This window comes from Bradyrhizobium sp. SRL28, from assembly GCF_018596315.1.
Taxonomy (GTDB): domain Bacteria; phylum Pseudomonadota; class Alphaproteobacteria; order Rhizobiales; family Xanthobacteraceae; genus Bradyrhizobium.
Genome location: NZ_JAHEAG010000059.1, coordinates 1 through 24855, shown reverse-complemented (window position 1 = coordinate 24855; position 24855 = coordinate 1). Strand labels below are relative to the sequence as shown.

Sequence of the window (24855 nt, the reverse complement as noted above, 5' to 3'; positions counted from 1 at the left end):
CTATCAGGACCCGCACGGGACTCGATGCCCTATCAGCCTGCCACACCGAGCATGGATGCAGTGGTCGGCAGCCGAACCACTTTCTTCAAGCGATCTGAGTGCCCGCAGATACTTCGCGAGAGGACTAGACGACCGATTCCATGAACTTGGCAGTCATGGAACGGGAGGTTTGTTTGTGGATTCCTCGTTTGCGATTGACTGAACGAGGAGTTTCATCATGGCAGGATGGCGGCAAGCGGTCGAGTTGGCGATGACCGACGAAGAGATTGAAACGTTGACGGCTCTTTCGCGGTCGCGGACCGAACCGGCGCGCCGGGTATCGCGGGCTGCGATGCTGCTTGCCTACCGCGAGACCCCGTCGTTCTTTGCGGTGGGACAAAGACTTGGCGCCCATCATCAGACGGTCCAGCGCTGCGTCGAGCGGGCGGCGGCTGATGGCGCGCTGGCGGCGCTCGATGAGCGCCCGCGACCGGGCAAGGAGCCGGTGATCACGCCGGCGGCCAAGGCCTGGCTGGTGTCTCTGGCGTGCGATAAGGCCAAGGAGCATGGCTATCCGCACGAGTTGTGGACGACGCGACTGCTGGCCCGCCATGCCCGCGAGCACGGACCAGAGGCCGGACATGAATGTCTCGCCCGTCTGGTTCAGGGCACGGTGTGCAAGCTTCTCGGTCAGCAGGAAATCAAGCCGCACAAGGTGCGCTACTATCTTGAAAACCGCGACGCCGAGTTCGAGCAGAAGATGGCTGAGGTTCTGTATGTCTATCGCGAGGTCCAGGTCCTGAAAAAAGCCGCCGCCCGATCGAAGAAGTCGGACAAACCGGTAGCGATCGTCTCCTACGACGAGAAGCCGGGAATACAGGCCGTCGCGACGACAGCGCCGGATCTGCCGCCTGTGCCGGGCGTACATGCGACCTTCGCGCGCGATCATGAGTACAAACGTCACGGCACGCTCAGCCTGTTGGCGGGCATTGACCTGCTCACCGGGAAGGTCCACGCGCTCGTCAAAGACCGCCACCGCAGCCGAGAGTTCGTAGAATTCCTCAAGCTTCTCGATGCCGCCTATCCGGCCAGGACCGCGATCAAGTTGATCCTCGACAACCATTCCGCGCACATCTCGAGGGAAACCAGAGCCTGGCTCGACACACGACCGGCAGGCCGCTTCCAGTTTAAGTTCACGCCCAAGCACGGCTCCTGGCTCAACCTCATCGAGGGCTTCTTCTCCAAGTTCGCCCGCTCCGTCCTGCGTCACATCAGGGTTACATCAAAGCACGAACTCAAAGAGCGCATCATGGCCGGAATCGACGACGTCAATCGCCATCCCGTCGTCCATACTTGGTCCTACAAACTCGCCGACGCCGCCTGATATGATTCGAACCAAGAAAACGATGATCTAGATACAAACCTAGCATTCATTCATTTGAACGCGGTAACATCAGTTTGGAGCCGGACGCGCTACATCCTTGAGACCGGCGTGACCTTGCGACGCCAATGACTTCGTTTAACGAGAAACGCAGCTCATTCAGGATAAGCGAGCAGGTCATGATGCCTGACCTCACTCGTACACCATACACGCTCCACCGTGCTGATTCGTATATTGGAGGCTGACATGCACAGCGTTGAAACGTTCCGGGGTCTGCAGAGCGAGGTAACAGACTGGCGGCGCTACCTGCACGAAAATCCCGAACTCGATTATAGGCTGCACAATACAGCAAAGTTGCGTAGCAGAGAAGCTCGCTTCATTCGGCATTAATCACATTGAAACGGGGATAGCTGAAACCGGGATCGTCGCATTGATTCAGGGCGAAGGTGGGGAGGGTCCCACGATCGGGTTGCGGGCCGACATGGATGCTCTGCCCATACTCGAAGCGTCGAACAAGCCTTGGTCGTCGAAAGCGCCAGGCAAGATGCATGGATGCGGCCATGACGGTCACACCGCCATGCTGCTGGGTGCCGCGAAATATCTTGCGAATACACGCAATTTCAAGGGCTCCGTTGCCTTGATCTTCCAGCCTGCCGAAGAAGGAGCGCTGGGTGGCCAAAAAATGGTCCAGGAAGGAATTATGGATCGTTTCGACATCTCCCAAGTTTTTGGCATGCATAACTCGCCTGGCATGGAAATTGGCAAGTTCGGTATTTGCCATGGCGCTATCATGGCCGCGCTCGACGAATTCGACCTTGTCGTGAAGGGCAGAGGAGGCCACGCGGCGAAGCCGCATGAGACCATTGATCCGGTTGTCATTGCAGCACAGATCATTTTGGGTCTGCAGACGTTGGTTTCGCGCAATACGAGTCCCCTCGAGTCGCTCGTGATCTCCGTTACCAAATTCAGTGCCGCGCAGGCCTACAATGTCATTCCCGATCAGGTTGAGCTGGCCGGTAGCGTCAGGACCCTCGTACCCAGCCTGCGGGACTTCGCCGAACGACGTATTCTGGCAGTCGCGCAAGGCATTGCGCGCGGATTTGGCGCGGATGTCGAGCTCAGATACCGTCGACAGGACCCGGTCACCTTCAACCACACCGAAGGGACCAATCTGGCGATCAAGGCCGCAAGTAACCTCGTGGGCTCGGCCTCCGTGGATGACAAAATGAAACCGCGGATGGGATCGGAGGACTTCGCCTACATGCTTGAGGCGCGGCCAGGCGCTTTCATTTTTCTTGGTAATGGATCGACCGCTGGTTTACATCACCCAGCATATGATTTTAACGACAGAGCCCTAGCTTATGGCATCGGTTACTGGGTAAGTCTCGTTGAAACGGTGCTGGCTCGTTAAAGTTTCGATGCTGCAAAGGATAAAGGTACGCTCGAGAGCATATCGTGAAGCCACCAGCATCGGTCGAAATGGTTCCCAGTCGCTCGTCAAGGGCGGCATTCAAGAAGTATCATTGGCGGGTCGCGTAGCCGAGGTGCAATTGAGAACATGAACTTTGATGCGGCTAATTGCGCCGTCATGTTCTTCTCCGCCGCTCATTCTCCCCAGGCGAGCTGTCATGGGTCGAATTACAATTCGTAGAATTATAATCGACCTTGCTGACTTGGGCGCAGAAATAACGCGCCAAGCAGTCTCTAATCGCCGAAACTAGTACCGGCGCGATGTTACGGTGACGCTCACAGCGAATATGTCGCGGGGATTCTAGATCCGCGTCAATAAGGTGAGGACAACTGCATGTCTAAATTTGAGCCTTCCGGCCAGCATCCGGACCTCGCGGGAGGCGCTACAAACGAGCTCGCAACAGTACCCAATCCCGAGCTGACCGTCGGTGAAGATAATCTGCCATACTGGTCGGAGCCGAAATCCCACCGATGGGGCAATCACAATCTCTATCGCATCGCCCGGTACGGCACGAGCTACCGCGCCGCCCGGGTGATGACACTGCGCGAGCGTACAGATCCTCGCATCGGCGAGATGGGGGCGGTTCGCCATCTCACGTCGCTTCCCTGGTTCACGGCCATGGCTGTGATACGGGGGAGCGATGTCCTGTTCGAACGCTATGCACCGGATTTTGGCCCGGATCGCCCGCACCCCCTCAAGTCAACCAGCAAGAGCGCGGCGAACCTAGTCATCGGCAGGATGGTAGAAGAGGGCAAGATAGATCTCGGAAGAAGGGTTGCTGACTATCTCCCCTGGATCGGGAGCGGCTATGCCGCAGCCACGGTCCAGCAGGTTCTGAACATGGATGTCGCCAACGACTACACCGAAGAGTACCTCGATCGGCACTCTGGTATTTACTACTACGGTGAGGCCCTCGGCTGGTGTCTGCCCCCTGAAGGTCGACCCGAGTATACCCATCGCACCTTCGTCCCGACCATCACCTCGAACGATACGACCAATCGGACTGGCCATCACCAGTATAAGTCTCCCAATACGGATGTGTTGGGCATGATCGCGGAGGTCGCGAGCGGGCGACCGCTGCGCGCCTACTATGCCGATCTCGCCGATGGCGCGGGGATCGAGGGCTGTCTTTGGATGAGCACGGGCCGGGATGGTTTTCCGAATGTCTGTGGAGGTATGTGCTTAACGGCGCGAGACCTGGCCCGCTACGGCTCTATCTTCGCGCGCAGGGGAAGGGGTGTTGATGGCCGGCCAGTCGGCAGCGCCTCATTCATTGACGCCTCCTTGCGAGGCGGGATTCCAATGGCTGGCCGTCCGGGCCTCCGCTACAGCAATCAACTATTCACCGATGGGCGCTTCGTCGCACACTCAGGGTCTGGCGGTCAATTGATGCTCGCCGATTTGACGAGCGGTGTCGTCGGCGCGTTCTTCAGCACTGTCGAGTTCGAGGATGTCTACAAAATAGACCAGGATAAGACAAGCTACTGGCAGGCGGTCGTCGACATGCTGCGCAGCATCGGTCTCCTCGAGTTCAAAGTTTAGCCAACCGAAAGGGGGCTGCCGGGAGGCAGCAGAAGTTTGACATCTCAGGGAGCTGTCCACCGACGACCTCAGGACTTGTGAGCCACCACGCGCACGAGAAGAGTTTCGCGGTGGATGCGGAATCCGAGGCAAAGCGGCCACCGATTCCGATCGAAAGCGGCCACCCAATCCGAACGAAGGCGGCCACCCTGTTGATAGGGTGAGGCGGGGCAAGTTGTCGGCAATCTGAACGGGGCAAGGTCCTGCTTTTGCGGTTCACGCAATGGGAGGTCCGATGCCCGCCGAGAGATTGCCGATGCGGAAGATTCGAGAAGTTCTGCGCCTGAAGTATGCCTGTGGGGCGAGCGATCGGGTGATCTCCCGATCGGTCGGGATCGGTCGCACGGCGATCGCGGAGTATGTCCGCCGCGCGGCGGTGATCGGCATCAGCTGGCCGATACCGGAGGAGCTCGACGACACGGCGCTGGAGCGCAAGCTATTTGCGCCGGCCGGCTACAACTCGCCGCGATCGAAGCCGCTTCCGGATTGGGGGCATGTCCATGCCGAGTTGCGCCGCCGCGGTGTAACGCTGGCGCTGCTGTGGGAGGAATACCGCGGCCATCATCCCGACGCCTACGGCTACAGTCGGTTCTGCGACCTCTACGTCGAATGGCGCCACGGGATCACGGCGACCGTGCGGCAGACCCACGCGGCCTGCGAGAAGCTGTTCGTAGACTTCGCCGGCGATACCGTGCCGGTGTTCGACGGGCTCACCGGGGAGGTGCGCGCCGCCAAGATCTTCGTCGCGGTCATGGGAGCGTCGAATTACACATTCGTCCAAGCTCGGTTCAGCGAGGCGCTGCCCGACTGGATCGGCGCCCATGTGGATGCGCTTACCTTCCTGGGCGGGGTGCCGAAGGCGCTCGTCTGCGACAATCTGAAGGCCGGGGTGACGGCAGCGAGCCGCTATGAGCAGGGGATCAACCGGACCTACCAGGATCTCGCGGCCCATTACGGCACCACCATCATGCCGGCACGGCCCCGCAAGCCGCGCGATAAGGCCAAGGTCGAGGCGGCGGTTCTCATCGTTCAGCGATGGATTTTGGCGCGGCTGCGTAATCGTCGCTTCTTCTCGCTCGCCGAGTTGAACGTCGCGATCCGCATCCTGGTTGACGACCTCAACGCCCGCCTGATGCGCAAGCTCGGTGCCAGCCGCCGCGAGTTCTTCGACACCATCGATCGTCCGGCCCTGATGCCGCTGCCGGCCGAGCCGTACCAGTACGCTGAATGGCGTCGCGCCCGCGTGGCGCCGGATTACCACGTCGAAGTTCAGGGACACTTCTACTCGGTTCCATCCCGCATGGTCCGCCAGGTCGTCGAGGTGCGGGCCACCGAGACTATCATCGAGGTGTTCCATCGCGGCACCCGCATCGCCAGCCACGCACGCTCGGGCGCGAAGCGCCGCCACACCACGATCCCCGAGCACATGCCGAGCGCGCATCGCCGATACGCCTTCTGGACGCCGGCGCGTCTGCTGGCCGCCGCCGAGAAAATCGGTCCGTCCACGATCGCGCTGTGCGAGGCGATCATGCGGACAAAGCCGCATCCCGAGCAGGGCTTCCGATCCTGTCTCGGCATTCTGCGGTTGGAAAAGACCTATGGGACGCAACGTCTCGAAGCCGCATGCCGCCGTGGGATCAGCATCGGCTCAGCGAGCTATCGGTCGATCGCCTCGATCCTCAAGACCGGCCTGGACAAGGCCTTCCTTCCCGACACCACCCCCGACGCCGATCCCATTCAGCACGGCAACATCCGTGGCCGCGGCTACTACCACTGACCAGCAACAAGGAGACCTTATGCTCAGCAACCACACCCACGAACGTCTCCCGCTCTCGGGCTCGCCGGAATGGCCAAGGCCTTCGATGATCAACAACGCCAACCCGACGTCACCGCGCTGACCTTCGAGCAGCGCCTCGGCCTGATGATCGATCGCGAAGCAACCGAGCGAGAGAACAAAAGGCTCATCGTGCACCTGAAGTTCGCCTCGCTACGGCAGACCGCAATCGTCGAAGATGTCGATCTGCGCACTCCGCGCGGCATCGATCGCGCCTTCTTTGCCAAGCTCGTCGATGGCGATTGGATCGGCCGCAAGCAAAATTTTCTCATCACCGGGCCGACCGGCGTCGGCAAGAGCTGGATCGCCTGCGCGCTCGGCCACAAGGCATGCCGCGATAATCGATCGGTCTTATACCATCGCCTGCCAAGGCTGTTCGAAGCTCTGGCGCTCGCCCGCGGCGACGGACGCTATGCGCGGCTCCTCAAGACGCTATCAAGGGTCGATTTGCTCATCCTCGATGATTGGGGCCTCGCTCCGCTTACCGGCGAGCAGCGCCGCGATCTCCTCGAAGTCGTCGACGACCGCCACCAGCGCGGGTCGACCATCATCACCAGCCAGGTGCCAATCGAGCATTGGCACGAGGTCATCGCCGAGCCGATGACTTCATGATGCCTCCTTCTTCGAGCGCTTGGTGCGTCGTACCCGATTGCGAAGCTGACGGATTTGGTCGTCTGAGAGCTCGATCTGCCATGGCTGGCCTTTGGCTAACTGACGACCTGCCAGCAATCCCCGCGCGAGATAATCGAACACCGTTTGCGGGGTGACGCCGAGCTCGGCTGCAGCGCCCTGAATTGAGAAGCTTCCATCGGGCCGGCGCATCGGATTCTTGTCCACGCCGTTGATTTTGACGGTGGGAATGCCCCAGCGGGTACGCAACAGCCAGACATTCTCGCCTTTGAAGGCGCAGCCTCGGGCCGCGACGAAGCCTTCCTGATTGAGTATTGCCGCGATCTCGGCATCCATTTTGTGTTCAGCATTCAACTCGGCGATCCGTCGCCGCAACCGATCAATGTCGATGTAATCGCGGTAGGTCTGAACGCGCCGTTGCACGTGATGCTCGCTGGTTGCACCGGTCTGCCAGACGATCTTGAGCCACACCTGACCTCGGGTCCGCTTCTGATCAAGAACGACTTCGCGGATCACAAATCGCAGAATGCGCTTGCGATCGGCTGCCGACGTGGTGGCCGCGTTCCAAATCCGCGGTAGGTTCTCGCCGAGCGCTTGTAGCCCTGCGCATTCCGCCGGGCCTAGACCGATCGGTCTTCGCGGATTTCCCGCAGGAGGTTGTCCAACCTTTTGGGGTCGGTACGGAGGTGTACGCAGTAGTTATTGCCTTCAACACCAAGAAATACACGCAGGGAAATGGGCCGAAGGGCTGGGCTGATTTCTGGGATGTCACGAGATTCCCGGGGCCGCGCGTTTTGGCCGGGGGTAGCGGAATTACCCCTCCGATCGAGTTCGCGCTCGTGGCTGACGGCGTTCCGCCGGAGAAGCTCTATCCGCTCGACTTTAAGCGAGCGTATGCTGCGCTCTCGCGCATAAAGCCAGACGTCCTAAAGTGGACGACAACCCCAGCCCAGCCCTCAGAGGCACTCATTTCCGGTGACGCAGTTATCGGCGTTTCGTCCCAAGGCCGCATTCAGCTGGCAAAAGAGCAGGGCGCCCCGGTCGATTATGTCTGGAACCAGGCGTTGACTGAACACTCTTGGTGGACCATCCTGAAAGGCGCAAAGAACGTCAAAAACGCGCAGAAATTCATCGAATTCGCTTCGCGGCCCGAAAGCCAGGCGGCTCTTGCAAAACTCAGCCCTGTCGGTCCCTTGAATAAGAAGGCGTTCGATCTGATCCCAGCGGAGCGAGCCAAGCTGCTGCCGACGTACCCTGAAAACCAGGCCAAGACTATTGAGAGAAACGTAGCATGGTGGACGCAGAAAGATGCCTCGGGAAAGAGCAACCTAGAGATCAACAACGCAATGTGGAACGCCTGGATCCTACAATAAGCGAGTTAAGCGCATAAGCGTAGTAGGTGCGCGACTGAGAGCAATGCGGGGCAATGAAATGAGATCCTCAAAGGGGGGGAAATGACTAGCTTGGACGTTGTACCGCAGGGGCTCGTGCTCAGGGGGCGTTCGCAGACTCAAGTGAATAATTCAATTCACCAGCCGCCTGGAACGAAGGGTGGCTGCGTGCAATTGTCCGAGTTGACAAAGGAGTACGGCGGTATTCGAGCGGTCGATGATGTCTCCGTCGACATTGCCGCGGGAGAATTCGTGACGGTCCTGGGGCCGAGCGGCTCCGGAAAGACAACGGTACTCATGATGATTGCCGGACTAACTGAGCCTTCGGCTGGCTCGATTGCAATCGGCGGGCGCGATATCACCCATCTCAGGCCGCAGCACCGAAATCTGGGCGTGGTTTTCCAGAGCTACGCGCTTTTTCCTCACCTGACAGTCGCAGAAAATATTGAGTTTCCGTTGAGGATGCGCCGCCGGAGCGAAACCGAAGTCCGCCGAAAGGTCAAGGACATGCTCGATCTCGTTCGGTTGCCCAATATTGCACAGCGAGTGCCAGGCGAGCTCTCTGGCGGTCAACAGCAGCGTGTGGCCCTTGCCCGAGCGCTGATCTTTGATCCTCCGGTCCTTTTGCTCGACGAGCCGCTCAGCGCATTGGACAAGAAGTTGCGCGAGAGCATGCAATTCGAACTTCGCGAGCTCCATCGCAAACTCGGAGTCACGGTCATCAACGTTACGCATGACCAGACCGAGGCTCTCGTTATGTCGGACCGCGTGATCATCATGCGCGATGGGCGAGTTGTGCAGTCTGGTTCTCCGAGCGAGCTCTACGAGCATCCAAAATCGAGCTTTGTCGCCGACTTTCTTGGCACGTCAAATTTCCTGAAAGGCGAGCTCCAAAAATCGCGAGACACCGATGAATCGAGCCTTGTTACCCTTGGAGGATTGCGCTGTCGTGCTCCTCAAGCGGCTCAGGGATTGAAAGGGCCGGCGCGCCTGATGATACGACCAGAGCGCATTGTCCTCAATGTCCCTGCAGCCACGCAAGAACATTTCGCGGGACGCATCGCGGAGATCGCCTACACCGGGGATCTCATTCGGTACCGAGTGGCTCTCAATGACCGAGACGTTATTGACGTCACATTGCAGAACAAGTCGGGGCATCTGCCGCAAAGCAGTATCGGTAGCGACGTGACGGTCGGGTGGAGCTTGGAAGACGTTCATGTCTTCGTTGAATCGACAACTGAGTAGTGCGCTACCGTAAAGTGACGCTAAAATTCGCATCGGCAAATCTAACTCAAGCGATCCAATCCCGAATTGGATCGCACCTCAGGAAGACAATGATATCGCGCGTAAGCCATCGTATTGGTGTTATAAGCCTCTTGCTCCCGGCGGCGCTGCTCCTCCTGCCGCTCTACCTATATCCTCTTGTGGAAATCGTATCTCGCAGCTTGGGAGATAAGGGTTGGTCGACCGCCAACTATCTTGAGCTGTTCCAGGATCCGTTCATGCTGCGCGTCCTGTACCAAACCTTCCGGTTCGCACTCGTCATCTCGGTGCTTTGTGTCCTCGTGGGCTACCCGATCGCCTATGCGATGCGCATCGTATCCAACCGAACAAGACGGACCATAGCACTGCTTATCCTCCTTCCACTCTGGACAAGCATTCTTGTACGTGGCTTTGCTTGGATCGTGATACTTGGCCGCAACGGTATCGTGAACACGACGCTTACCGACCTCGGAATCGTCGATGAGCCCCTAAAACTAGTCTACAACACAGTGGGCGTGTACATCGGCATGGTGCATATTATGCTGCCTTTCATGGTCTTGCCGCTCTACAACAGCCTGAGCCGAATCGATCTGCGTCTACTATCTGCTGCGGAAACTCTGGGCTCGCGCCCCATTTCAGCTTTCTTCTGGATTGTCCTACCTTTGAGCATGCCGGGAGTTCTGGCGGGCCTTTTGTTGGTGTTTATGTCTTCGGTCGGAATGTTCGTGTTGCCCGCATTGCTCGGGGGGCTCTCGGATATCACATACATCATGCTCATCGAAAAGCAGGTCAGTGAACTGAACAACTGGGGACTCGCGGCTGCGATGTCGGTGTTGCTGCTCGTAGTGACTGGCATCCTTACCCTTCTCTACGAGCGAACACTCAACAGCGAAGCATCGTCTGGAATACTTGGCCAGATTGTTCGCCACGTTTTCCAGCGCGGACCAATCCACCTCCTCGTCTGGCGCGAGCGAATCCTTGCAAGGCTCCTCCCATTGCGCGCATCCCAACTGGCGAATAGGAAGCAATCTGCTCGATTGGCGCCCCGTCACCTGCTTGTAAAGTGTTGGTCTTGGGCCGTGCTTGTTTGCCTCGTGCTCCCGCTCCTTGTGCTCTTTCCACTTGCGTTTTCAAATGAGACATTTCTTCACTTCCCCCCTCACTCGTATTCCCTTCGCTGGTTCGAGAACTTCTTCTCACGCGATGACTGGCGCACGCCAGCTATCACAAGCATCAAGGTCGCAATTCTCACGACCATTGGCGCAATTCTGATTGGCGTCCCGGCTGCATATGCAATCGTTCGTGGGCGATTCCCTGGCAAAGGAATCGTTACCGCTATTCTCATTTCGCCGATGATCGTGCCTAGCTTGATCTTCGCCATCTCTCTCTATGCTCTCTATGCCCGCTTCAATTTGTTGGGCACTCTAGGTGGTCTCGCTCTGGGTCACATCATTATCGCACTTCCATACGTCGTCGTGACCGTTTCCGCGGGCTTGAAAAGCACAGACGAATTATTAGAAGCCGCGGCTCTGACGATGGGCGCGGGCCCTATACGCGCCTTCTGGATTGTCACGCTGCCCGTGCTACGCCCTGCAATCGTGTCTGCTGCTTTCCTGGCGTTCCTCACTTCATTCGACGACGTGATTCTGTCGCTCTTCCTTTCGGGTCTAAGTGCCAAGACACTCCCCGTCAGGATGTGGGAAGGCATTCGATTTGAAATTGATCCAACAATCGCGGCTGTGTCGGTGATGCTCATGCTAATCACGATTGGGTTCAAATTCGCGGCGGAATGGCCGTCAAGGAGGGGCGCCAAGTCGAACATTCCGGGGTTGACAGCAATGCAGGCCGCTGACGCAGGCGGACGATGACTAAGTTATCAACGGCGCACGCCGGAGACGTTGCAGCCGGAGCTGGCGGTAATTCGTCAACACACGGGACGCCCGAGATAACCCACGTCTCACGCGATCCACACCATCCCTCTTCGCAGGAGAAAGATACGGCTACGCCGGAAGACCTCCAGCATGGATCTTCCAGCTGGAATGGTGAAGACTCGAACTGACTTGGCGAGTTCAGCATCAGCGCGTGATCGGCCTGAGTAAATCAAGTCGCCGTTAATGAGCGCATAACTCGTTGAAGTTGATTAATTGTTTTCAAATGGAGGCGAGCTTTTGTTGTAGGGCTTTGGAGCCGGCGAAATATGCAATGCGAAATAAAGTTTATCGTCTGAAGTTTAATTCGAGATTCGAGCCTCCCACACCAGAAGCTACCAATATAATTCCCTTCGAATCAGTCGACCGTTTGAGTTCTGGAGAATCAGAGAGAAGCGACCTCTGACGGATACCCGATGCCGCCGGTCCTCGTGTTGGGCCGCCATTACGAAAGCTTCGCCTATCTCTCAAGCGCAGAATTTCGGCGATACGAGACCCGACATTAGGCGAATACGGCTCTTGGACCAGGTAGAATTTCGATCGCGATGCCCCTCGGACGCCGTGCCGAGCTTAATACCAGAGGAGTCATCATGTCAGAGCCCTTTATCTTCCAGAAGGAATTAACTTGGCGAGATTCCTTTCGTCGTCTCGACGCATGCTGCGGGGTGAACTCGCTTCTAGCGATTTATGTTTTTCTCCAGCGCCCTCAACCGATGATCGAGGTCTCGGCGCAGATTACTTGAATGCGCGAAGGAGCGCGCGATCTTTGAGGCGGCAATGAGGCCCGAGCCGGCGTTGTCGGCTCCAGCCTCGTCAACGCGGCTGAACTTGACCCAGTATCCGAATTGGAAGGACAGGACTAGAAAATGATAGGCCCTACGACACAGCTCCCACAGGCGCCCTTAGCTGTGGATGAGCATTACGTTGATCCACGGCATTATCCGCATGGCGTCGCCTTCTTGGATGGCCAATATCTGCCGATGTCCGAGGCCAAGATCTCCGTGCTTGATTGGGGGGTCCTGCACTCCGATGCGACCTACGACACGATGCACGTCTGGAATGGCAGGTTCTTCCGTTTGGAACTGCATTTTGATCGTTTTTGGCGGGGCGTTGAACGTCTGCGCATGAAGCTGCCCTATAATCGTGAGGAAGTAGCATTAATTCTCAACAATTGCGTCGCCTTGTCGGGCCACAAATCGGCGGTTGTACAGATGATGTGTACCCGCGGCTCATCACCGACATTAAGCCGCGACCCGCGTCAAGCGGAGAACCGATTCATGGCGTTTGCTATACCTTTTGGGTCGATTGCTAACAAGGAACAGCTGGAGAGGGGCTTGCACGTCGCGATCAGCGAGACTGTGCGCATTCCGCCTAAATCCGTTGATCCGACAATCAAGAACTATCATTGGCTCGATCTCGTGAAGGGCCTCTTTGACGCTTACGATAAGGGGGCTGAGACAGCGCTGATCGTAAACATCAACGGTCACATCGCGGAAGGGCCCGGCTTCAATGTTTTCCTTGTAAAGGAAGGAGCTCTGAGGACGCCCGGTTTTGGGGTCCTGCCAGGCATCACGCGCCGGACGGTTTTTGATCTTTGTGGCGAGTTCGGGCTGTCGGTTACGACGGCCGATGTTAGTCGTGCTGAGATCAAAGCGGCTGATGAGGTGTTCATCACCTCAACTGCCGGCGGCATCATGCCTGTGACGCGTATCGACGACACCGCGATCGGTAAAGGCCAGGTCGGATTACTCACGCGTCGTCTCATGGATCTCTACTGGCAAAAGCACAACGATCCGGCATGGTCGACTGCTGTTCTTTATCCGTGAGGGAAACGGCCCATCCGACAGCGGCTTCGTGACGATCTCGATAGGTTGTCGTCACGTAAACTCCTGACATTCGAGCAGGAAGTTACATCATTCCAGTCCGTGCACATCCACCTGTGTACATTGGGCGAGCGCGGCGTTTGATCGGTCGGGGGTGAACTACATGCACCTCGTCGACCGGCCCGGGTTCGGGTCGGCGGCCACTCCGCTTGTTCACTGCGGCACGGACAGGAATGAGGGAGCTTCCGAAATATTTGCCTTCCAAGAACGGATTTGTAGTGAAAGCCAAGTCCCCACTTTTTACTGGGCGTCCGCAAGGGATAGGAACCAGTGGGCATTGAGGCATTCGGCCGGAAGCGGCCGTTGAAGGCCTCGAGGTCGGTTGGCTTGCCAGGTCTGGAGAAGTCCAGCGTGACGCCGCGCCGGTAAGCCCACAGGTCAAGATCGCGCGACCCGAACTCGCTGCCTTGATCGTCCCGGATCGTTGCCGGGAAGCCCACTTCCTTGCAGGCCGTCGCGGGAATGGCTAACGGGCTGTTGCCCCGGTAGCCATTCCAGAGACACTGAAAGAGCAGTCGCGCGCACAGGAGATGGACAGGAACGATAGAGGCACGCACCTCGTGCTCTCGAGCCCGAAGTGTCCTGGGCCCCGTGTCGCTACACCTTGATTCGCGGCTCGAACTTGACGCGATCAAGCGTGATCATGCTTCGGAATTTTCGTACGTTCGGATTTGTATAGAGCTTGGTCTTGACAAAGATATCGAAGGCCTCGACATCATCGACCGTAACGATCAGAACGAAGTCGGCGTCGCCGGTAACCATGTAGCACTGGCTGACGTCGGTGGCCGCGCGCATGGCCCGTTTAAAATCGTCGACAAGGTCCAGCCGCTCTCGGTCAAGCTCGACGGTAACAACGACAGTGAGCGACTTGCCGAGAGCTTTCGGATCCACAAGCGAAATATCCGCAATAATCACTTTGCTCGAACGCAACTTGTTCACTCGCCTCATGCATGAGGCAGCGGACGAGCCTACGACCTCCGCGAGCTCTGTAAGAGAGAGCAAGTTGTTTTTCTGTAGTGCCGCAAGAATTCTTCGATCGAGATCGTCCATCTACCGTGCTCGGCCATCTCTGTGAGGTTCCCAATCGCAACACCAGCTCCTGTATGCGATCAACCCGACGTTTCAAACCCACAGAAAGGAGCGATTTTTCAGGTCGGATCGTTCAGTGGGGTGAACATTTCAGTGGCGGGTGGATTTTGCAACAAATTTCCATTCCATTCTACGGTATCATTGAAGTTGCTCGAAACTGACGGACAGCTGCTTACGTCTCCTGCTTCTTGAACAATGCCAGCTGTTGCCTAGCGGAAAAGAGCGAGCTGCTCTGCTCAATCTGGCCAACGCGACACCCAAGATTCCGCGATTTGCTTCCGTGTGTGGCTAGAGGCCGGCAGCTTTTGTCGCAGTTCTCTCGAAGGGGCAAGCGAAAATGACATTCGGTCGACATGGCGTGGAAACGTTCGAGTATTTGCGGCGTGAGGTCACTGATTGGCGCCGCTACCTGCACGAAAATCCGGAACTCACTTACCAAGTAGACAATACGGCTAGGTTCGTAACGGAGAAGCTGGCTTCGTTTGGCATCAAGCACATCGAAACCGGGATAGCTGAAGCCGGCATTGTAGCGCTGATTGAAGGCGGTAGCGGAGGTGGGCGAACAATTGGCCTACGGGCGGACATGGACGCGTTGCCCATATTGGAAGCGTCCAAAAAACCCTGGGCCTCAAAAATTCCTGGCAAAATGCATGCATGCGGGCATGATGGCCACACAGCCATGCTGCTCGGCGCCGCGAAATACTTGGCGAACACGCGCAATTTCAAAGGCTCGGTTGCTCTGATCTTTCAGCCCGCGGAAGAAGCAGATCTAGGTGGTCAGAGGATGGTCGATGAAGGCATCATGGACCGGTTTGGTATCTCTCAGGTTTTTGGCATGCACAACATGCCGGGCATGACCGTCGGAAAATTCGGTATTCGCGCCGGCCCGATCATGGCTGCCCTTGACGAGTTCGACATCATCGTGAAGGGCAGGGGAGGTCATGCGGCAAAGCCGCACCAGAACATAGACCCGATTGTCATTGCAGGACAGGTCATCGTCGGCCTGCAAACGCTGGTCTCACGCAGCACTGATCCGACAGAATCGCTCGTAATCTCAATCACAAGGTTGAGCGCAGGTGAAGCGTACAACATCATACCCGATCAGGTTGAAATGGCTGGTACGGTCAGGACCCTCGCGCCCGTCCTCAGGGACTTTGCCGAAGGTCAGATAGAGGCGTTCGCTCAGGGCATTGCGAGCGCATTTGGCGGCGAAATCGAATTCAATTACCGAAGGCACGTTCCCGTCACATTCAATCACGCGAAAGAGACAGATCTTGCTATCACGGCTGCGCTCAAGGTTGTTGGACCTGGTTCAGTCAACGACACCATCAAACCAGCAATGGGATCGGAGGATTTCGCCTTCATGCTTGAAGCGCGACCGGGGGCGTTCATCTTTCTCGGCAATGGATCTAGCGCCGCTCTGCACAATTCATTGTATGATTTCAATGACGATGCCATCCCCTACGGCGTCGGCTATTGGGTCAACCTGGTCGAGACTGCGCTGACCTTCGGAACCTGAGAGACGCTGATCCTGTCTTCAATGTGTCTATTGTCAGGGACAGAAGGTTGAAGACGCCAGCTTCGAACGTCCTATCCGGCATTACAATGAGAGCCGTTTTCGACCTGCTGCGGAGAAAAGCAGATTGAGGTCAGCCAGACTCCAATAGGTGTCGCGTCTTTTGAAGTAGATGAAGTCTCTATTCTTCAACAGCAGGTGGGATTAATGCCCGTGACGAAGATCGATGAGCGGGTTATTGCTGATGGCAAGCTCGGAGCCATAACGAAGGTGCTCAGAGGCGTACTGGCTGAAGCACGCTGATCCGGCTGGGTCAACGCCAGTGCGATACTTCCGACCATCGAAGGAGCGTTTGATGCTCGACCGTCTGAAAGAGAGCTTGGTTAAAACCAGGCAGCAGGGCTTCGAGAAACATGAAGTTGCACTTTCATCGCCGCAAAGCCGCAGGATTGCCATCGCGGGTGACGGCGGCGATAGAAACCTTATTAACATGTGTGCCAACAACTACCTTGGCCTTGCCAATCATCCGGAGATCATTGCAGCCGCGAAGGACGGTCTCGATCATTTTGGTTTTGGAATGGCTTCTGTACGCTTCATTTGCGGAACCCAAACACTTCACAAAGATCTGGAAAGTCGGTTAAGCCAGTACCTCGGGACCGACGATACGATCCTGTACAGCTCCTGTTTCGATGCAAATACGGGGCTGTTTGAGACCATCCTTGATGAAGAGGATGTGATCCTCAGCGACGAACTGAATCACGCTAGCATCATCGACGGAATCCGCCTGACCAAGGCTTCCAGAATCCGATATAAACATGACGACATGACCGAACTTGAGGCCGCTCTCAAAGGGACCAATCAACATCGCTCTAGGCTGATCGTGACTGATGGCGTGTTTTCGATGGATGGCACAATAGCCAACCTGGCTGCAATCTGCGGTCTCGCGCAGCAATATGATGCGATGGTCATGGTTGACGACTCCCATGCTGTAGGGGTTATTGGCACGAGGGGGCGGGGAACACCTGCGCTGCACAACGTGGGAGACAAGGTCGATATTCTCACAGGCACCTTGGGAAAGGCACTGGGCGGAGCTTCAGGGGGATATGTTTCCGGGCGCTGTGAGGTGATCAGCTGGCTCAGGCAGGCTTCGCGCCCCTATCTTTTTTCTAATTCCGTCATGCCCGCCATATGCGCGGCGTCAATCAAGGCGATCGATCTGGCCGAATCGGGTGACCATCTGCGTGAGAATCTTCACGCAAGAGGTGGCCAGTTGAGGACAGCTCTCAGAGAGCTTGGCTTCTTCGTTGGAGGCAAAGACCATCCGATTGTACCAATTATCGTGGGGGAGGCTGATCGAGCGACGGCTTTGGCCGAACACTTGTTGCAAAACGGCGTCCTCGCTGTCGCATTTGCCTACCCAGTCGTGCCAAAAGGCGCGGCAAGGGTAAGAATGCAGGTGAGTGCTTCACACTCGGCGGCGGACATTGAATCTGTTCTCGCAGTTCTCGCTTCTTTCCGCCGATGAGTTTGCTTGAAGAGAGGGAAAGGTGACTAAGTGGGGAAAGACCGCATTGTGGCGGAGGCAGGTTGCTGCTCCTCCGATCTAGCTGTAAGAAAGTCGATTGATCTTTTTCGACAATTTGCCTGTCTTGATCGGCGTCGTGTCGCCTGTGGTGATGTAGCCCGGTAAAGCAAAGCCAGCCGCACGCGCGCTCTCCAATAGCGCCGTAGCGGGCAGACAGCTTTGCGGTGGGCACCGGCGATTCACCGCTAGGGTCGGGTTGCTGACACCAACCTGATTCGAGGAACCATCGATCACCGATGAGATGATAACATTCGCGCGCTCTTGCTGTTCGAGATGATCGGCTTTGCCCCCTGCGGCTGATGGAGCTGGAGGTCACCCGGCTCACCGCGAAGCGGCCTACGGCGAGAAGAGCGCCGAGCGTCTAGCGTAGCGCAACGGCTACCGTGAGCGGACCTGGGAGACCCCCGCTAGTGCGATCGAGCTACGCATCCCGAGTCTTTATCTGAAACTCGCAGATCGGATCCAGAGTTCCGAAGAGAATGAAAGACTCATCTTCATTGACTTGGAAAGTTCATGGCGGAAGATGGCATCGCCTTGATTTTCAGTATCGAACGTAATAGCGCTTGCCGGACGGCGTTGGGCCAAGACTAACTTCAAGCTGGACTAAGCCCCTTGGGGCTTGGTCATCATCCCAAAATGCCGCCATTTGCCAATTCGGTCCTTACCAGACTGAGTAGTTTTTTTATTATCGCTAGTGCCGTAAGGACCTAGCGCACTATGATAAGGACACTTGCAGCAATGACGCACGCACTTAATCCGTTGCAAGTCTCACGGTTCGTTCAATTACATGACGACGTTGCCGCTCATGACGGCGTCAAACTTTTCATGGGGTTCGATTTTCATGAGTATGTCTCGATCACGCGGGCAACTCCAACAAAGGGGCCGACATTTCCGAATTTCCGGCCGAATCGCTCGCTGATTAAATCAGGCCAAGGATATTGGATCATAGGCGTCGATAGGAACAACGAGGTCGCGCTTTCGGATGCTGCTCGATTGTATGAACTTTCGCAGAGCAACTTTGCAGAGTATCTTGAGTCGCTTAAAGCGTTTTATTCCCACCCGGCCATACATGCACATCCTCAGGACCGTTGTGCCTGCACGGCACCAAACGCGAAGAAGATGACTGGAAAGGTAGCCTACACCGGAGATTTGTGGGTGCGAGGCGACCTCAGAGGAGGCGGCATAGCCCAAATCGTAGAGCGAATAGCACACCGCGTCGCTTTTGCGATGTGGGCTCCTGATTTCTTATGTGCGCTTGTGGCGCGCTGGCGAGTGGACAAGGGCAACGTGGCGCAATACCGTCATCATGAGCCAGGCGGGGCGATGTTGCAGCTGATAGAAGAGGATATCTTGGGAGACTATTGGCTCATTTGGCTAACGGGTGCGGAATTGAGGAGCCAGGTCGAGCATATGAGAACAGAGCTGATTTTACCCTCGAGATTCCGCCAGCACAATCGCTAGTGTGCAAGCTCCGCAAATCAGGCCTAACAAGTTGACGCTGTTGGGCGGCAATCGTTGGCTTCCACTGCGGCATACCGGTCCCTCGATACGACACCGCCTCGCCGAGCAGTTCAAATCGTGTTAGCCGTTGGCGATACGCTGAAGCGTTAGGGCGAGCCTTGTTTAGCCCCAAGCTTGATGGTGCATTCTTTATCGCACGATTCGAAGGATGCGCTATGGGACAAGCTTTGCACGGCTGCGCTACCGCGACGGAGGCAATCGGTCGAGCAACACAAAATCGTAAAGACCCGGAGGGCGTTCGCCGGGCGCCATTGGATCAACCAAAAGACCGTCGCGAAGTGGAAGGAGCGCGAGAGCAGGAAGACGAAGGACCTCCGCCTCGGCCTTCCTCGAAGCTCTGATCGCGGCTGTCCCCTACAAGATCCACAAGGTTCTCACCGACAATAGGATCCAGTTCACTTTCCCGCCGCGCTACGCGGACGGCGCGCCGGCTCTTCAAATCGGGGCTTCGAGAAACCGGTGCACGGGGCTAGTCGCCGCGCGGCCGAATCTGGTCCCGGTGCGACCATTTAGCTGATCATTTGGCACGGAGAGCCTCGATGAAGCTGTACGTTGGGTTGGTGCGTATTCCAGGGATAGTGATCAGCGATTGCAGGCGATCGTGATCACGGTTTCGAGACGATGATGATCACTTGCGGAGGCGAACACGACTGACGTGTTGATGTGTGCTGGAATGGTCATCCTGGTCAAGACGGGCGGGAGGGTTTGGAGATCGTTCCAGCGGTCCATGGGAGGACCCCGCGCGCGGCGCCGGAGTGGCCCCACTAGCGGCGCAGTGGTCACGCTTTGGTCCTATGGTCGGCCCGACGACTCAGGCTATCGCTCTTGAGCTCGATGCGGTGGGCGTTGTGCGGTCCAATATGGCGTCGCCGAGCGTCGGATCGGCAATTGCTATTGTGACACCCGGACCTGACTTGTGATCAACAATGATCCCTTGTCGCAGCGATCATCGACGATCTCGAGCAGGTCACGGCGCTGGTCGGCAGTGAGCGGTTCGGGGCCCCAGCCGTCATGTGGACGGCCTCTGATGCCAAGTGCAACTTGGCACTTCGAATGAGTTTGACGGCGGCGATCGTATGTCCAGCCTTTAGCGCGGATCATATCTCCGCGGGCCATGATGAAGTCCGACAACAAAGGGGCACATCAAGGATGCAAGCTTTAAAGCTCTTACGACTGCTCGGGTTATCTTGGTTTTCGGTGGCGACCGTTGCCTTTCAACATACCTTTCTTGCACTTACCAACCTTATTACTTTTTGTTTCGGATGCGGCTGGCCGAAACTCACGTTCAAGGTTTGGCGAACATTTCGGTGCGGAAGCATTCTCCGGTTTTCATCATTGCCCAGATGATCCGAGCGAGCTGTTGGCAAGGGCGACGGTCACAAGCCGCGCCGGCTTTTTCGCCAAGACCGACAATCCAGTCGCGCAAGCCGCCGCGGCGTTTCTTCACAATGTTTAGAAGCGATGTTGCCCCGAGCACGAGTAGCTTCCTTACATATCGATTACCCGCCTTGGTGATGTTTCCGACGTCGGTTTACCTCCGCTCGAAATCAGCCCCAGCCAGACAGCAAAATCCCGCCCCGAATTGAGTACGCTTGGGTCCGGTACACTGGCTGCAATTACCGAGACAACAAGCTTCTCAATACCGGAAAAGTTCTCCGAGCGAACGGCTCGTCTCGCTGAGCGCGTGGGCCTTGGTGATCTCCCTCTCCAAATCGTCGAGCGCGCTTCCGAGCGCATCAATTTGCTGCCGAGAACCTTTGCGGCCATCAGCAGCGTCCGGAGGAGTCGTGTCGCCTGCTGCGAGGCCTAAAAGCTCGTCGACGCGGACTCCAAGACCGAATTCGGCAAGGTGGCCGCGTGGAGCGTTCACGCTCAGCGTTCGCTGTTTGACGAGCAGCTCGCGCGTCTTATGCAGCATCAGGGTCGCTTGCTGACCAGCGCTTTTGATCGGCACAAAACGCATGGCAGGACGCGAGACCGCTTCTCAGATGGCTTCCGCTGCGTGCTTCGGCAATCGCCGGACACGGATTTCGGTAATTCGCGGGCAGCGATTTCAGTAATTCCGGGACAGGGATTCCGCTAAATCGCGGACAGTTGTGAGGGTTGGTTTCGCGAGCGCCGTTCGAGCAATTTTCTCTCTCAAGCTGAGCTTGAGAGGGGCAATGCCGAGACGGAAGCAAGCGAAACGAACGACTATGAACGGAGGTTGACATCTGAGCAAGGCTTGTCAGTCCGGGCCACTCGGAACGGCTGCAGATGAGCAAGACCTCGGTTGCCACCTACCAGCTGCGGGCACGTGAAGCCGGCTTAAGCTGGCCGCTGCCGGCGATTTACGAGAGCGAGGCGGCGTTGCAGCGGGCCCTATTCCGCCGGCTCGGACAGCCGCCTCAGAACTTCAGAGAGCCTGAGTGGCCGCGCGTTGCGCAGGAGCTGAAGCGCAAAGGCGTGACGCTGACACTGCTGTGGCAGGAATACCGAACGGCCCATCCCGACGGTTGTGGCTATACCTGGTTCTGCGAAAAGTTTGCCGCCCACCAGCGCCGGGCGAAGCCGACCTTCCGCCATCGCCATGCGGCAGGGGCGGTCATGCAGATCGATTATGCCGGCCACACGGTGGAGGTGAGCAACCTGAAAAACGGCGAGATCGGTCAGGCAGATTGTTGTCGCGGTGCTCGGGGCCTCGTCGCTGACCTTCGCCATGGCGAGATTCTGGCACGGCTGCGCCACCGGCGGTTCTTCAACTTGACCGATCTCAATAGCGCGATTGCTGATTTGCTCGAGGAGCTGAACAGCCGGCCGACGCGCCATATCGGGAAATCCCGCCGGCGACTGTTCGAGAAGATCGAGCGTGCCGCGCTGGCGCCACTGCCCGGCGAACCATTCGAATATGCCGAATGGAAAACGGCCAAGGTCCACCCCGATTATCACGTCGAGGTCGACAAGACCTTTTACTCGGTGCCGCACCGGCTGATCGGCCGTGGGGTGGATGTCCGGCTCACCTATCGGGGCCGTCGAGATCTTCCAGGATCACCAGCGTGTCGCCAGCCATGTGCGCCGTTCCCAGCGCGGCGGCCATGTCACTGTGAACGAGCACGTGCCCAAGGCCCATCAGCGTTACGCTAATATGACGCCGGCAGCCTTGATCAAGATGGCTGGGCGGATTGGCGCCTGCGTGCGCATCGCCCTCGAAGGCGACAGTATGCGGAAGAAAAAAGCCGCGCCCCTTGACCAACGCCGAAAAACGGCGAAACCAATCCCAAGTAACTTCAATCAGGCAACCGAAAAGCCGCCGCAGCAGCACTGTCCGCGATTTAGCGAAACTGCTGTCCATTAGTTAGCGAAGCCACTGTCCCATTTTTGCGAAATACGCAGCTTCCGCATCGACGGCATCGTTCTTGCCTCGCTCGACATAGTGTTTTGTATGTCCCATGGCCTTCAGTTCGCGCGCCCAATAATGCGCTGAGCCGCAAGCCTCCATGCCAACGCGGCACGGTTCGATCTTCGAGAAAAACTCATGCATTGTCCGGCGCGTCAGCTCGCGCGTTACGGCTGGTGCATCCTCGCTAGACAGCGCGTGAATCTGAAAATAGTTCTTGGCGAGATCAACGCCTATTCTGATAAACTTCATCGCGGACGGTCTCGCTTCTTTGTGGCGCTCTGGCGACCACGCCTTGGCACTATGATGCCGTTGAGGAGGTCGTCCACACCATCAGGATGAGCAGGTTGACGCGCTCCAGCGTGGCGATCAGGGGAGCGAAACGGCCTTCGGCACGCGTCTGGGCGAGATCAGCGAACAAGCGGGGGCACGCGCTTATAGAGGACCGAGAAGCGGCGCAGCTCGCCGGTGAGCCCATCGACTACCTCAAGCGTGTGGTCAGAATAGTCGACGAACAGCTTCTCGCCGGCGACATGAACCTGGCGCAAGGTATCGGCTTGAGGCGACCAGCCCATTCCCTGTAGCGTTCGCAGAAGCACAAATAGCTGACACTGTCGGACTGGAGTCGCAATACTCCTCCCACAACAGCATCAAGGGACGTTCCTCCGCCGCAGCTCGCGATGAACCAGCGCCCAATCCGGCTGCGGACGCTCATCGCTGGGGAGATCGGACGGTGGCGGAAACAGGCGGTTCTCAAGCCGGACATCGTCATTGAGCTCCGGCGGCAACGGCCAGGTCAGGCCGGCCTGGCGCGTTCGGTTGAAGTACTTGTTGACCGTGCCCTGGGCCAGGCCGAGGCTGCGGGCAACTCGCGCTGCGACGTGCCGACGCTGTAATGCACGCGTAAAACTTCGCGAACCTGGCGCATGAACAGTCTCTCTGTCGGCATCTCGATCCTCTGCTGTCGGGCAAAAGCCCAAGGTTCCTGGGTTGCAGAGTGTCAGTGGTGTCCGGCTCGCTGTCCCCGATCACGATCCGCTGGAATAGCGATCACGAGCGTGGAATTGCTGATTACGATCCCCTGGAACGGTGATCACGATGATCTGGAATGAGTGATCACGATGGCCTGGAATTGGTGATCACGATCGTCTGGAACGCGCAGGTTGGACGATATTCGTGGTGCGCTTCGGGCCTATGGATGCTCGTCGGAGCTGTCGCCCGGGGGACATATGAAGCACGCGTCCGCGAGTTGATCGAGCACAGCGAACCGATCTTTGTGATGACCATCTGAGCCATGCTGTACGTGCGCCGTGCTATCCTCGAGGGCTACGATCGGCTCCATCGTGTGCTACTGCAAGTGGTCCAGCATGATCCTGTCTGCCGAGTCTGATGACGGTTCCTGGCGTTGGTCCTGTTATCGCCTGTCGTTCAAGATTGCGTTGATGACCCTCATCGCGTTGCCCGGTCCCGAACGTTGGCGCCATTTTGGCTTGACGCCGAGGCGGCATCAGTTCGGTAAGCGCCTACAACTGCGCTCGGCGGCTGAAGGCCCTGAGGGGCGTCACGCCCAAAAAATACGTCTGCAAACGCTGGACCTCCCAGCCAGAACGATTCGAACTAACGAATCCGTCGACGTAGGAGGCAAATTGAGGCACTGAAGAGCCGATAAACTAGTGTTGCTGGCGCCGACTCGGCAAGCAGCCAACATTCCGGAACTAGGAGAGGAACTTCAAGATGGGAAGACCGAGATGTCAACTCAGAAGTCGCGCTCGAGAGCGGCTCGAGCATTATTCCGAGCGGCGGGCCTTTGCCGCGTATGTGAGCGGTGTCGATCTCTCGGCTCCCATCGAAGAATCGATGGTGTGCCGCCTGCGAAAGGCTTGGCTCGACCATCTCATTCTGGTCTTTCGTGACCAGAAGCTCACCGATGATCAGATCGTTGCGATAGCGCGGCGCTTCGGCGAACCCCATACAGTAACACTTTACAATTATATCGCACGGGCCTGCTGCCTGAGATTGATGTCATTTCTAACGTTGTCGTTGAAGGCAAGTCCATGCGTGCTATTGGGTCGCGCGAGGCAGTTTGGCACACCGATATGTCGGCGTTTGAATGTCCTGCATCGGCGACGATTAATTACGGAGCAGAGATTCCGGCAGTCAGTACGAATACTCGCTTTGCCAATACGTGCGCCGCCTACGAGACCTTGCCCCGGCCCTTAAAAGAGAAGGTGGAGGGCCGCCGATTGGCCCACAAAGCCTACACTGCCGTAGGCAATGCTCCAGAGGCAGTTCACCCGATCATACGCACCCATCTGGAAACAGGACGCAAAGCGCTCTACCTGGACATCGCGGAAGTGGTTACATCCAGGGGTTCAGCGAGCAAGAAAGCGTCGCGGTACTTGGGCAACTCTGACGAGTGACCATCGA

The 24855-nt window shown here is 57.4% G+C and carries 19 protein-coding genes and 7 pseudogenes; 19 read left to right on the top strand and 7 right to left on the bottom strand.

Annotated elements, in window-relative coordinates; all coding sequences use genetic code 11:
* The first annotated feature begins 217 nt into the window (after positions 1–217).
* The 5 genes and pseudogenes from KIP88_RS41460 (at position 218) to istB (ending at position 6858) form a co-directional block, all read left to right on the top strand.
* The gene (locus tag KIP88_RS41460; RefSeq protein WP_214493871.1) at positions 218–1363 is read left to right on the top strand and encodes an IS630 family transposase; all 1146 of its coding nucleotides are present in this window, start codon (positions 218–220) and stop codon (positions 1361–1363) included.
* 243 nt (positions 1364–1606) lie between these two features.
* Positions 1607–2771 (top strand): annotated as a pseudogene (locus KIP88_RS41455) (M20 aminoacylase family protein).
* A gap of 393 nt (positions 2772–3164) precedes the next feature.
* Complete coding sequence (locus KIP88_RS41450) at positions 3165–4373, top strand: serine hydrolase (protein WP_214493870.1); 1209 nt, start codon at positions 3165–3167, stop codon at positions 4371–4373.
* Positions 4374–4647: 274 nt separating this feature from the next.
* Positions 4648–6189 carry an IS21 family transposase gene (gene istA / locus KIP88_RS41445; protein ID WP_214493869.1) on the top strand — a complete coding sequence of 514 codons (1542 nt, stop codon included), beginning with the start codon at positions 4648–4650 and terminating at the stop codon, positions 6187–6189.
* A 69-nt stretch (positions 6190–6258) separates the two neighbouring features.
* A complete protein-coding gene (istB, locus tag KIP88_RS41440) occupies positions 6259–6858 on the top strand; it encodes an IS21-like element helper ATPase IstB (protein WP_249791416.1) in 600 nt (199 codons plus the stop codon).
* Here the strand turns inward: istB and KIP88_RS41435 are convergent.
* Positions 6853–7347 carry a hypothetical protein gene (locus tag KIP88_RS41435; protein ID WP_214493868.1) on the bottom strand — a complete coding sequence of 165 codons (495 nt, stop codon included), beginning with the start codon at positions 7345–7347 and terminating at the stop codon, positions 6853–6855. The two genes, istB and KIP88_RS41435, sit on opposite strands and share 6 nt — an antisense overlap.
* A 47-nt stretch (positions 7348–7394) precedes the next feature.
* Here KIP88_RS41435 and KIP88_RS41430 point away from each other — a divergent pair, with 47 nt between their 5' ends.
* The 4 genes from KIP88_RS41430 (at position 7395) to KIP88_RS41415 (ending at position 13284) form a co-directional block, all read left to right on the top strand.
* On the top strand, positions 7395–8249 hold the full coding sequence (locus KIP88_RS41430) for an extracellular solute-binding protein (protein WP_214493873.1): 855 nt from the start codon (positions 7395–7397) through the stop codon (positions 8247–8249).
* Positions 8250–8339: 90 nt separating this feature from the next.
* Positions 8340–9512, top strand: coding sequence for an ABC transporter ATP-binding protein (locus tag KIP88_RS41425; RefSeq protein ID WP_374226583.1), 1173 nt, complete (start codon positions 8340–8342; stop codon positions 9510–9512).
* Between the two features lie 89 nt (positions 9513–9601).
* On the top strand, positions 9602–11398 hold the full coding sequence (locus KIP88_RS41420) for an ABC transporter permease subunit (protein WP_214493866.1): 1797 nt from the start codon (positions 9602–9604) through the stop codon (positions 11396–11398).
* 926 nt (positions 11399–12324) lie between these two features.
* Positions 12325–13284 (top strand): aminotransferase class IV, encoded by a 960-nt coding sequence (locus tag KIP88_RS41415; RefSeq protein ID WP_214493865.1) that lies wholly within the window; start codon positions 12325–12327, stop codon positions 13282–13284.
* 300 nt (positions 13285–13584) lie between these two features.
* Here KIP88_RS41415 and KIP88_RS41410 read toward each other — a convergent pair.
* Both KIP88_RS41410 and KIP88_RS41405 read right to left on the bottom strand, forming a co-directional pair.
* Positions 13585–13781: pseudogene (locus KIP88_RS41410) on the bottom strand (integrase core domain-containing protein); the annotation flags it as partial.
* A gap of 157 nt (positions 13782–13938) precedes the next feature.
* Positions 13939–14391 (bottom strand): Lrp/AsnC family transcriptional regulator, encoded by a 453-nt coding sequence (locus KIP88_RS41405; RefSeq protein ID WP_214493864.1) that lies wholly within the window; start codon positions 14389–14391, stop codon positions 13939–13941.
* Between the two features lie 376 nt (positions 14392–14767).
* On the opposite strand from KIP88_RS41405, the gene KIP88_RS41400 reads away from it, so the two are divergent.
* The 5 genes and pseudogenes from KIP88_RS41400 to KIP88_RS48760 form a co-directional block, all read left to right on the top strand.
* Positions 14768–15949, top strand: a complete 1182-nt coding sequence (locus KIP88_RS41400) for a M20 aminoacylase family protein (RefSeq protein ID WP_214493863.1) — start codon at positions 14768–14770, stop codon at positions 15947–15949.
* Between the two features lie 352 nt (positions 15950–16301).
* Positions 16302–17471, top strand: coding sequence for a glycine C-acetyltransferase (locus tag KIP88_RS41395; RefSeq protein WP_214493862.1), 1170 nt, complete (start codon positions 16302–16304; stop codon positions 17469–17471).
* A 333-nt stretch (positions 17472–17804) separates the two neighbouring features.
* Positions 17805–17970: pseudogene (locus KIP88_RS47240) on the top strand (transposase); the annotation flags it as partial.
* 299 nt (positions 17971–18269) lie between these two features.
* On the top strand, positions 18270–18992 hold the full coding sequence (locus tag KIP88_RS41390; RefSeq protein WP_214493861.1) for a hypothetical protein: 723 nt from the start codon (positions 18270–18272) through the stop codon (positions 18990–18992).
* Between the two features lie 215 nt (positions 18993–19207).
* Positions 19208–19349: pseudogene (locus KIP88_RS48760) on the top strand (IS481 family transposase); the annotation flags it as partial.
* A gap of 988 nt (positions 19350–20337) precedes the next feature.
* Here the strand turns inward: KIP88_RS48760 and KIP88_RS41385 are convergent.
* Positions 20338–20529, bottom strand: coding sequence for a hypothetical protein (locus KIP88_RS41385; protein ID WP_214493860.1), 192 nt, complete (start codon positions 20527–20529; stop codon positions 20338–20340).
* A 159-nt stretch (positions 20530–20688) separates the two neighbouring features.
* On the bottom strand, positions 20689–21015 hold the full coding sequence (locus tag KIP88_RS41380) for a hypothetical protein (protein WP_214493859.1): 327 nt from the start codon (positions 21013–21015) through the stop codon (positions 20689–20691).
* Between the two features lie 243 nt (positions 21016–21258).
* Between KIP88_RS41380 and KIP88_RS41375 the strand changes: the two are divergent.
* Positions 21259–22242, top strand: a pseudogene (locus KIP88_RS41375) (IS21 family transposase); the annotation flags it as partial.
* A 144-nt stretch (positions 22243–22386) separates the two neighbouring features.
* On the opposite strand, the gene KIP88_RS41370 reads toward KIP88_RS41375, so the two are convergent.
* Together KIP88_RS41370 and KIP88_RS41365 are read right to left on the bottom strand one after the other, a co-directional pair.
* Positions 22387–22680 carry a hypothetical protein gene (locus KIP88_RS41370; RefSeq protein ID WP_214493858.1) on the bottom strand — a complete coding sequence of 98 codons (294 nt, stop codon included), beginning with the start codon at positions 22678–22680 and terminating at the stop codon, positions 22387–22389.
* A gap of 158 nt (positions 22681–22838) precedes the next feature.
* Entirely contained in the window at positions 22839–23003 is a 165-nt protein-coding gene (locus KIP88_RS41365; protein WP_214493857.1) for a hypothetical protein, read from the bottom strand.
* Positions 23004–23108: 105 nt separating this feature from the next.
* Here KIP88_RS41365 and KIP88_RS41360 point away from each other — a divergent pair, with 105 nt between their 5' ends.
* From KIP88_RS41360 to KIP88_RS48750, 4 genes and pseudogenes are all read left to right on the top strand, one after another.
* Complete coding sequence (locus tag KIP88_RS41360) at positions 23109–23324, top strand: hypothetical protein (protein WP_214493856.1); 216 nt, start codon at positions 23109–23111, stop codon at positions 23322–23324.
* Positions 23325–23536: 212 nt separating this feature from the next.
* A complete protein-coding gene (locus KIP88_RS41355) occupies positions 23537–23719 on the top strand; it encodes a hypothetical protein (protein WP_214493855.1) in 183 nt (60 codons plus the stop codon).
* A 443-nt stretch (positions 23720–24162) separates the two neighbouring features.
* Positions 24163–24393: pseudogene (locus KIP88_RS48755) on the top strand (TauD/TfdA family dioxygenase); the annotation flags it as partial.
* Between the two features lie 29 nt (positions 24394–24422).
* Positions 24423–24848: pseudogene (locus KIP88_RS48750) on the top strand (TauD/TfdA dioxygenase family protein); the annotation flags it as partial.
* Positions 24849–24855 lie beyond the last annotated feature (7 nt).

Bases quoted from the DNA above. Each gene is read 5' to 3' on its own strand.
- KIP88_RS41355 (WP_214493855.1), top strand. From the start codon at position 23,537: ATGAGTGATCACGATGGCCTGGAATTGGTGATCACGATCGTCTGGAAC.
- KIP88_RS41400 (WP_214493863.1), top strand. From the start codon at position 14,768: ATGACATTCGGTCGACATGGCGTGGAAACGTTCGAGTATTTGCGGCGT.
- KIP88_RS41460 (WP_214493871.1), top strand. From the start codon at position 218: ATGGCAGGATGGCGGCAAGCGGTCGAGTTGGCGATGACCGACGAAGAG.
- KIP88_RS41420 (WP_214493866.1), top strand. From the start codon at position 9,602: ATGATATCGCGCGTAAGCCATCGTATTGGTGTTATAAGCCTCTTGCTC.
- KIP88_RS41360 (WP_214493856.1), top strand. From the start codon at position 23,109: ATGAACCAGCGCCCAATCCGGCTGCGGACGCTCATCGCTGGGGAGATC.
- KIP88_RS41390 (WP_214493861.1), top strand. From the start codon at position 18,270: ATGACGCACGCACTTAATCCGTTGCAAGTCTCACGGTTCGTTCAATTA.
- KIP88_RS41370 (WP_214493858.1), bottom strand. From the start codon at position 22,680: ATGAAGTTTATCAGAATAGGCGTTGATCTCGCCAAGAACTATTTTCAG.
- istB (WP_249791416.1), top strand. From the start codon at position 6,259: ATGGCCAAGGCCTTCGATGATCAACAACGCCAACCCGACGTCACCGCG.
- KIP88_RS41380 (WP_214493859.1), bottom strand. From the start codon at position 21,015: ATGCGTTTTGTGCCGATCAAAAGCGCTGGTCAGCAAGCGACCCTGATG.
- KIP88_RS41365 (WP_214493857.1), bottom strand. From the start codon at position 23,003: ATGGGCTGGTCGCCTCAAGCCGATACCTTGCGCCAGGTTCATGTCGCC.
- KIP88_RS41405 (WP_214493864.1), bottom strand. From the start codon at position 14,391: ATGGACGATCTCGATCGAAGAATTCTTGCGGCACTACAGAAAAACAAC.
- KIP88_RS41450 (WP_214493870.1), top strand. From the start codon at position 3,165: ATGTCTAAATTTGAGCCTTCCGGCCAGCATCCGGACCTCGCGGGAGGC.
- istA (WP_214493869.1), top strand. From the start codon at position 4,648: ATGCCCGCCGAGAGATTGCCGATGCGGAAGATTCGAGAAGTTCTGCGC.
- KIP88_RS41415 (WP_214493865.1), top strand. From the start codon at position 12,325: ATGATAGGCCCTACGACACAGCTCCCACAGGCGCCCTTAGCTGTGGAT.
- KIP88_RS41395 (WP_214493862.1), top strand. From the start codon at position 16,302: ATGCTCGACCGTCTGAAAGAGAGCTTGGTTAAAACCAGGCAGCAGGGC.